At 49.3% G+C, this 7057-nt stretch carries 4 protein-coding genes, 1 other RNA gene and 1 pseudogene; all 6 read right to left on the bottom strand.

Annotation, left to right across the window (positions count from 1 at the left end):
• Positions 1-633: 633 nt before the first annotated feature.
• Positions 634-877, bottom strand: a pseudogene (locus KJS65_RS30035) (ABC transporter ATP-binding protein); the annotation flags it as partial.
• 226 nt (positions 878-1103) lie between these two features.
• Positions 1104-1470: a transfer-messenger RNA gene (ssrA, locus tag KJS65_RS29100) on the bottom strand.
• A 239-nt stretch (positions 1471-1709) separates the two neighbouring features.
• Positions 1710-2192 carry an SsrA-binding protein SmpB gene (gene smpB / locus KJS65_RS29095; RefSeq protein WP_160501109.1) on the bottom strand — a complete coding sequence of 161 codons (483 nt, stop codon included), beginning with the start codon at positions 2190-2192 and terminating at the stop codon, positions 1710-1712.
• A gap of 188 nt (positions 2193-2380) precedes the next feature.
• Positions 2381-5074, bottom strand: a complete 2694-nt coding sequence (gene rnr / locus KJS65_RS29090; RefSeq protein ID WP_213653245.1) for a ribonuclease R — start codon at positions 5072-5074, stop codon at positions 2381-2383.
• Between the two features lie 243 nt (positions 5075-5317).
• Positions 5318-5551, bottom strand: coding sequence for a preprotein translocase subunit SecG (secG, locus tag KJS65_RS29085; protein ID WP_136607676.1), 234 nt, complete (start codon positions 5549-5551; stop codon positions 5318-5320).
• A 215-nt stretch (positions 5552-5766) separates the two neighbouring features.
• Positions 5767-7053, bottom strand: a complete 1287-nt coding sequence (gene eno / locus KJS65_RS29080) for a phosphopyruvate hydratase (RefSeq protein ID WP_213653244.1) — start codon at positions 7051-7053, stop codon at positions 5767-5769.
• Between the last annotated feature and the right edge of the window lie 4 nt (positions 7054-7057).

The following is a 7057-nucleotide window of genomic DNA, read 5'->3' as shown; positions in this document are numbered from 1 at the left end:
TATAATCTCATTGTTTTGCTCAACAAATCATTCAGCCAGAAGGCTTGAACCAATTTGCTTCGCGGTCGACCTTGCAAGCAAGGTCTGTATCTCACTCGTTGTTCAGTTTTCAAAGATCAAATTCTTTCTCGTTCCCGCTTCAACATTTTGTCTCAGCAGCAACTCTTATATATTATCATCTTCCAACAAATTTTGCAAGAGCTTTTTTTAAAAGTTTTTTTCTTTAAATCCGCTCTGCTTATTAGTCGACCGTTAGAAGATCGCGTTTATATGGCCGGAATAATATTATAACTCATAAGAGCAACTATTTAAAGTTGTAAGTTTTTCCAATTAAAAATATCAAGAGATCAACCTCTCATCGTCCCTTCTCATATGAAACAAATAGTATCCGATAACAAACAAGCCGCATGGCCCTTATCGTCTGACGCTAATATAGTGCTGATCGTTTTCTCTTTTTCAATCTCGACAACGAGACAAGTCATCACACCAGAAGATTCCGCAAGATTAGAAATTCCCCTTATAGTGCTAGGTGCCACTTCATACAGCAATACTATCTTTTATGAGCCTGTTGCTGCGGATTAAACTAACGTGTCCCGTGATCAAAGGGAACCTGGTTAAGGATTAGTATTTATAGATATTATTTTCACGCATAAACATAATCCGCTCTGACCGCGCCGCAACCTTGGCGTCGTGAGTTACTATTATAACCGCGGTACCTTCCACATTGATATCGGAAAATAGGTCCATGATTTCCCACGAGGTTTGTGAGTTGAGCGCACCTCTATGCTCATCGCCGAAAATAATTTTTCAGGCTGTTCATAAGCGCTCGGCATATTCCCCCACGTTGAAGCTGACCACCCGAAACCTGTGCAATGTCGCACCCGGAAATGCCGAACGATATTATATGATGTCAAGATACTTCTGTGTCTTGGCAGTTTTCAGTATGGATTTTAGGTGCAAAATTTACAGTTCGCCGGAATATGCTTTTCGTTCGGTCCTATTAAAGCATTCGTCTGGCGTAGGGCAGGATTCCACTGCTGGTTGTATTCACTATAATTGAACCATTTGAAAAGCAAAAACCCGCTCAACTGAGCGGGTTTTATGTATGGAGGCGAGGGGAGTCGAACCCCTGTCCGAAGACAACGCCACATAAGCTTCTACGGGTGTAGTAACAGTTTTGATGTCACCCAATCAAGCTCCCCGTTACCGGATCTCAAAAGGGTCAGCCTGATTATCTTCTTCCGTCGACCCCAGGCGGAGACCGAAGCGGCGTATCCCACTACTTGTTAGCCCCTAGCCTAGTCACATGGGCGATGCTAGGTAGGAGCACGCTAACAGGTTATTAAGCTGCTAAAGCGTAGTTGTTTTGTTGTTTGCCGTTTAATAGGCTTTAGCGTTGATGAAGTGGACGCGTCCCCACTACCCGCAACCTATGCTCGAACTATCCCCGTCGAATCCAAGAACGCCCCCTTATTATAAAGGGCTTCTTCGGATTAGATGAGCTGCTCTGCAGCATAAGAAGCAATCTATTCCGCATCCTTTCCCTCCATAAGAAAGGATGATCAGAAGCAAATTCATCAGTCATGTAAAGGACGTTGTGTTAACCGCGCCTCTTACAATACTTATTATATCACACCATCCGGCCAAAATGACACAGAGGTTGCAGGAAATACAGGTGAAACTTGGTTGATCTTTCGCTTAACCGTGCTTTAACGCGCGATTTTCTGTTTCTCACGCAGTGCGCGCTGGATGTCACGCTGTGCATCACGCTTGGCAGCCGTTTCACGCTTGTCATACTGCTTCTTACCGCGGCCCAGGCCCAGCAGGAGCTTGGCATAGCCGTTGCGGATGTAAATCTTCAGCGGAACAATAGAGAAACCGTCCTGCTTGGATTGACCCAGCAGCTTATGAATCTGCTCTTTATGCATCAACAGCTTACGTGTGCGCGTCGGATCTGTCGGATTGCTCCGGTTGCCCTGCTCGAACGGGCTGATGTGCATGTTGTGAATATGAATTTCCCCATTACGGATCGTGGCGAAAGCGTCGCCGATGTTCGCCTTACCATTACGGATCGACTTGATCTCCGTCCCGGTCAGCACCATGCCTGCTTCGTACGTATCCTCGATGAAATAATCATGGGAAGCTTTCTTGTTCTGGGCCAGTACCTTCCCGTCACTCTTCTTACCACCCATGTTCTTCACTCCTCACCCATTACAAAATAGCCAGACCTCCGGTCCTTCTGCATCATTCATGACGCATCTTACCAGAAGTCCATTGTATCAACTGACCTCCGCAAAATCAAGGTGGAGCAAGGCCCCACCTAATCCCAAAACTCAGCCATTTTCACTCAAAAATATGATTCGCTGCATCAGCCGGACGATTATTTTTTCTTCTTCCGAACAAAAGCCGCTGTGCTGTTTTTACCTTCACCTTTTTTCTTCTTGCGCTTGCGGAAGCCGCCTTCACCATTGCCTGGTGCTCTGCCTGCTTCCTGCTCGCCGCTGCGCCGTTTCTGTCCACCTTCACCTGAAGACGCACCTTCTCCTACAAACACACCGCTGCCCGACGTCTTCTTCCGGCGTCCGCCGCTGGTGTTCTCGCCTAGTGCAGGCGAGCTGTAGCCACCCTTGCCCGAGCCGAAACCAAAGGCCATCGGACGTTTCGCTTCCACGCTTGCGTCCGAAGGGGCCGGACCGCGTCCGCCGCCACGCTTGCCGCGCTTGTCCGAGCCGGACGCCACCGATCCGGCGCTGCCTGCAGCACTACCAGCTGGAGAGCCAGTCGCTGTGCGTTCACGTTTACCCGGCCGTCCGGATTTGCCGTCGCCTGAGCCAGCCTTCTTGCCGCGGCCTCCGCCGCGTGCAAATCCGCCTTTATCGCCGCTGCGTTCACCGCCCCGACCGCCAAACCCGCCGCCGCGATTGCGCTCACGGCGCGGCTTCATATCCAGCAGCTCAAAGTCGATGGTGTGATCGTCCATGTTAACCCGCGCCACGCGGATTTTAATCTCATCACCGATGCGATAGATCTTCGAGGTCCGCTCGCCAATCAGCGACATGGATGCTTCATCGAAATTATAATAATCATCAGTCAATGCGGCCAGACGAATCAGACCCTCAACCGTGTTCGGCAGCTCGATGAACATACCGAAGCCGGTCACACTGCTGATCATGCCGTCGAATTCCTCGCCGACCTTGTCCAGCATATACTCCGCTTTCTTCAGCTGGTCGGTATCGCGCTCCGCTTCAACAGCTACGCGCTCACGTTCGGAGGAGTGCTGAGCAATCTCCGGCATCCGTGATGCCAGATACTCCTGCCGCTTCTCTGACAATATGTTATTGCTCTCAATGACCTCGCGAATAACACGGTGTATCACCAAATCGGGATAACGGCGGATCGGCGATGTGAAATGTGAGTAGAACTCAGCTGCCAGACCAAAGTGACCCGACATGTCCGCATCATACTTCGCCTGCTTCATCGAACGCAGCATCATCGTGCTGATGACTGTTTGTTCCTTGGTATCCTTGATTTGCTCCAATAAATTCTGCAGCGCACGCGGGTGTATCGCATTGCCCCGTCCCTTAACGTGGTAGCCGAAATTCTCGGCAAAGGCCATGAAATTCTGCAGCTTCTCGGGATCCGGATTTTCGTGAATCCGGTAGATGAACGGCACCTTCAGCCAGTGAAAATGTTCGGCTACGGTCTCGTTGGCCGCCAGCATGAACTCCTCGATAATCTGCTCGGCAATCGAGCGCTCGCGTTTCACGATATCAACCGGCTTACCGTTTTCATCCACGATAACCTTGGATTCCACAAAATCAAAGTCAACCGCGCCTCTGTTCATACGCTTCGAACGCAGTTTTAATGCGATTTCTTTCATCAACCGGAAATCATCGACGAGATCCTTGTAGCGCTCCATCAGCTCGGGTTCTTCATCCTCGAGGATTTTACGCACATTATTATAGGTCATCCGTTCTTTCGTCTTGATGACGCTTGTAAACACGTCATGTTTTACAACCTTCATATGCTCGTCGAATTCCATCTCACAGGATAGAGTCAAACGATCGACCTGCGGATTCAAGCTGCAGATTCCGTTGGAAAGACGATGCGGCAGCATCGGAATTACCCGGTCTACAAGATATACGCTGCAGCCCCGATTATATGCTTCCTTGTCGAGCTCGGAGTTCTCGCGCACATAGTAGCCGACATCAGCAATATGAACGCCTAGACGGAAATGACCATTCTCCAGACGCTCCACGTTAACGGCATCATCCAAATCCTTGGCATCCTCGCCATCAATAGTGACGATTTTTTTGCCGCGCAGGTCCCGGCGGCCCTGCTTTGCAATCTCCTCTTCGGTGATCGAATCCGGTGCATTCTCCGCTTCTTCCATGACTTCCTCAGGGAAGCCCTCTGGGAGTTGATGCTTGCGGATAATGGACAGAATATCCACGCCTGGATCATCCTTGTGTCCGAGAACCTCGACAATTTCGCCTTCCGCTGCCGTACGTCCTTCCGGATAGCTGATGATTTTCGCAACGACCTTATCCCCGTCTACCGCACCTGCGATCGACTCCTTCGGGATGAAAATGTCGCGTACAATCCGCTTATCATCCGGCAGTACAAAACCGTATGCTTCATGCCCTTGAAATACGCCTACAACCTGACTGACAGCGCGTGTAACGATCTTCACGACTTCACCTTCAAGCTTGCCGCCTGCAGGTCCCCGGGTTGTAACGCGGGCAAGCACCGTATCGCCGTTCATGGCGCCCATGAGGTCATGAGCTCCGATATACACATCCGGATGCTCCTTATCCTCGGGGATCAGGAATGCAAAGCCCTTGGCATGCACCTGCAGCCGTCCGCGCTGCAAATCCAGACGTTCTGGGAGACCATAACGGTCCGAGCGCGTCATCATGATCTTTCCTTGCTGCTCAAGCGCATTCAGCAGCTTCAGGAATTCCTTGAATTCCACCGCATCGGCGATTGCAAAATGCTTCTCCAACTCCTGATAGGTCATTGGTTTATAATCCGGTTCCTGCATCAAATCCATTATTGATTGTTCCGTTATCATGATTATCTCCTCGGTTGACTCGCAGGTAGGAGTAATCCTTCCGCAAGTATCTATGTATTAATTCATAATGTTTTTTGCCGCTTTAGTATACACATACCCTAGTATACACGAATTTAATCGTTTACATCCCTGCCAGCACCCTAATTACTGCTGAAAGAGGCGGTTGTATACCGTTTCCAATATATCAAAAAAACCCCCGCTCATCTTCATTGCAAGAGCGAAGGTTTTCTCAAATCAGCTATATTATTTCGCAAAGACAGCCGTAAGAATGGCCAGAATAAAGAAGCAGGCTGCGACAACCACCGTGACGCGCTGCAAGACCAAATCCATGCCGCGTGCTTTCGTTTTTCCGAAAAGATGTTCTGCGCCACCGGAGATGGCACCGGCCAGACCTGCGCTTTTCCCTTTCTGCAAAAGAACAATTGCGATCAAAGCAACAGAGAAAACCACAAGCAGCACCTTCAATAAGATATCCATTCGTTCCACCTCCTAATAGCTAAACATCAACTTATATGGGATTTTTTCAAAACCCTCTAATAAATGCAAATTCATCGTCCATAAACAGCATTTTTATTGTATCATAGCCCATTTCCTAAAACAAGGACTTCCCCCTCCCTTTGGCAGAAAAAAGAACAAAAAAGCTGTTCCGGTATGAAGCCGGAACAGCTTTTATTACTGCATTAGGGCTGCAATTATCTTTTCAGGTTGTAGAAGGATTTCAGGCCGTTGTATTGAGCCAGATCAGCCAGTTCGTCCTCAATGCGGAGCAATTGGTTGTACTTCGCAATACGGTCGGTACGGGAAGGTGCACCCGTTTTGATTTGGCCTGCATTGGTTGCAACAGCGATGTCAGCGATGGTGCTGTCCTCGGACTCACCGGAACGGTGGGAGATAACAGCTGTGTAGCCAGCGCGTTTCGCCATTTCGATAGCATCAAAGGTTTCAGTCAGTGTACCGATTTGGTTCACTTTGATCAGGATCGAGTTACCGATACCTTCATCGATACCTTTGCCTAGGCGCTCTGTGTTTGTAACGAACAAGTCGTCACCAACGAGTTGGATTTTGCTGCCAAGCTTCTGGGTAAGAAGCTTCCAACCTTCCCAGTCATCTTCGGAGCATCCGTCTTCGATCGTGATGATCGGATATTTGTCGACCCAAGAAGCGAGCAGATCAACGAATTCTTCGGAAGTGAAGGATTTGCCTTCGCCTTCGAGATGGTATTTGCCGTCTTTGTAGAACTCGGTCGAAGCTACGTCCATGCCGAGGAATACGTCAACGCCTGGTTTGTAACCAGCTTTTTCAATAGCTTCCATAATGGAAGACAATGCGTCTTCGTTGGAAGTGAAGTTAGGAGCAAAGCCGCCTTCGTCGCCTACTGCAGTATTGAGGCCTTTACCCTTAAGTACGGATTTCAAGCTGTGGAAGATCTCAGCGCCTGTGCGAAGGGCTTCTTTGAAAGTAGGAGCGCCTACTGGCAGAACCATGAATTCTTGCACGTCTACGTTATTGTCGGCATGAGCGCCGCCGTTAACGATGTTCATCATAGGTACAGGCAGTTGTTTAGCGTTGAATCCGCCGAGGTATACATACAGCGGCAGGTCCAAAGCGTCAGCTGCTGCGCGTGCAGTAGCCATAGAAACAGCCAGAATAGCGTTCGCGCCCAGTTTACCTTTGTTTGGAGTTCCGTCCAGTTTGATCATCATTTTGTCGATGCCGAGCTGGTCAAGAGCGTCCATACCGATAACTTCAGGAGCGATAATTTCATTTACGTTATTAACAGCAGTCAGAACGCCTTTACCGAGGTAACGGGAATTGTCGCCATCGCGAAGCTCAACAGCCTCGTGAGCGCCTGTAGATGCGCCGGATGGAACGATTGCACGGCCCATAGCGCCGGATTCCAGATAAACTTCAACTTCAACAGTCGGGTTGCCGCGGGAGTCGAGGACTTCGCGTGCGTACACGTCAGAAATAATAGTCATAGTA

The organism is Paenibacillus sp. J23TS9 (assembly GCF_018403225.1).
Classification (GTDB): domain Bacteria; phylum Bacillota; class Bacilli; order Paenibacillales; family Paenibacillaceae; genus Paenibacillus_AQ.
This window is presented reverse-complemented; position numbering and strand designations above follow the sequence as displayed.

Excerpts from the sequence above, each read along its gene's own strand:
- smpB (WP_160501109.1), bottom strand. The coding sequence starts at position 2,192 with ATGGGTGGTAAGAAGAGTGACGGGAAGGTACTGGCCCAGAACAAGAAA.
- rnr (WP_213653245.1), bottom strand. The coding sequence starts at position 5,074 with ATGATAACGGAACAATCAATAATGGATTTGATGCAGGAACCGGATTAT.
- secG (WP_136607676.1), bottom strand. The coding sequence starts at position 5,551 with ATGGATATCTTATTGAAGGTGCTGCTTGTGGTTTTCTCTGTTGCTTTG.
- eno (WP_213653244.1), bottom strand. The coding sequence starts at position 7,053 with ATGACTATTATTTCTGACGTGTACGCACGCGAAGTCCTCGACTCCCGC.